Genomic DNA, 1,018 nt, shown 5'->3' with positions numbered 1-1,018 from the left:
AAATCGTTCGGTTCGAGTCCGGATACGCGGATCATAGAGCGCCGCGAACGCTCCTACTTGCCCCCTCCGCGCTGACGCGCTCCTCCCCCGGAGGGGGAAGAAGGCGCGTTTCCTTCCGCCCCCTCCGGGGGCGGACGACCACGCGGAGCGTGGTCAGGCGGGGGCCTGCGGCCGTGGAGGGCTTTCACAACCGAGGTTGACTTTAAAATTTACAAACGTAACCCTTCGAGGGATTTTACAGTCGTAATCACTTAAAAGGAGATCGCATGCGTCTGCCCCACGTCACCTTCGCCGCGCTCGGCGCGATATTCCTCGACACGCCGGCCCAGGCCGCCACCGAGAAGTCGCTCACCTTGGTCGCCGTCTTCTCCAACGCCGCGATTCCCGTGAAGCTGATCGCGATTATCCTGCTGGCCGGACTGATCGCCGCGCCGGTCGCGGCCATCGCCCGACGAGACGCCAAATGGCTGAGCGCGATCGCCCGAAGCGCCCTGCCCCTCGGCTTCGCCGCGGCCGCCTACACCTTGCTGGCCGGCGCGGTCGGCATCGCCAATATGGGGGTTACGCCCAGCCTGCCCATCTTGGCGCCAGGCTTGGCCGAGGCGCTGATGATGGCGATGCTGGGTCTGCTGACCGCCGGCGTGGCCCGACTGGCCGGCGAACTGACGGCGCGACGTCGCGAAGACGTCGGCCTCATCTAAGGCCGAGGCCGCCCCTTCTTCGCTCCGCCCTTGCTTTTTGCGCCGCAACAAGCGCATAAGGCCGCTCATCGAGCCCCCTTCGTGTCGCTTCGGCGGCGGAAGGGGGCTATTTTTGTTGGAATTCGACCAAGAAGCGGTCCGAGGGAAGCGTTCAAGGCTTCAAAGGGGCCCGATTTGGTCATGGCGCGAGCCGCGCGTGTTTGTGTGCGCGGTCGCAGACGTGAACTGGACCCATATGCCCTTCCCCGCCTCCCACCCCGCTCTTGAGCGGGCTCTCGCCGCTCAAGGTTACGCCTGTCTCTTATACACATCTGACG

Annotated in this window: 2 protein-coding genes; both read left to right on the top strand. The window is 65.0% G+C overall.

What is annotated here, in order from left to right; genetic code table 11:
* The first annotated feature begins 266 nt into the window (after nt 1–266).
* Nucleotides 267–701, top strand: a complete 435-nt coding sequence (locus tag AX690_RS13880; protein WP_066684176.1) for a hypothetical protein — start codon at nt 267–269, stop codon at nt 699–701.
* A gap of 235 nt (nt 702–936) precedes the next feature.
* Nucleotides 937–1,018, top strand: an 82-nt coding sequence (locus AX690_RS24285; protein ID WP_369798215.1) for a hypothetical protein, incomplete at its 3' end; no start/stop codon positions are given.

Source organism: Caulobacter sp. CCH9-E1 (assembly GCF_001556515.1).
GTDB lineage: Bacteria > Pseudomonadota > Alphaproteobacteria > Caulobacterales > Caulobacteraceae > Caulobacter.
This window is presented reverse-complemented; position numbering and strand designations above follow the sequence as displayed.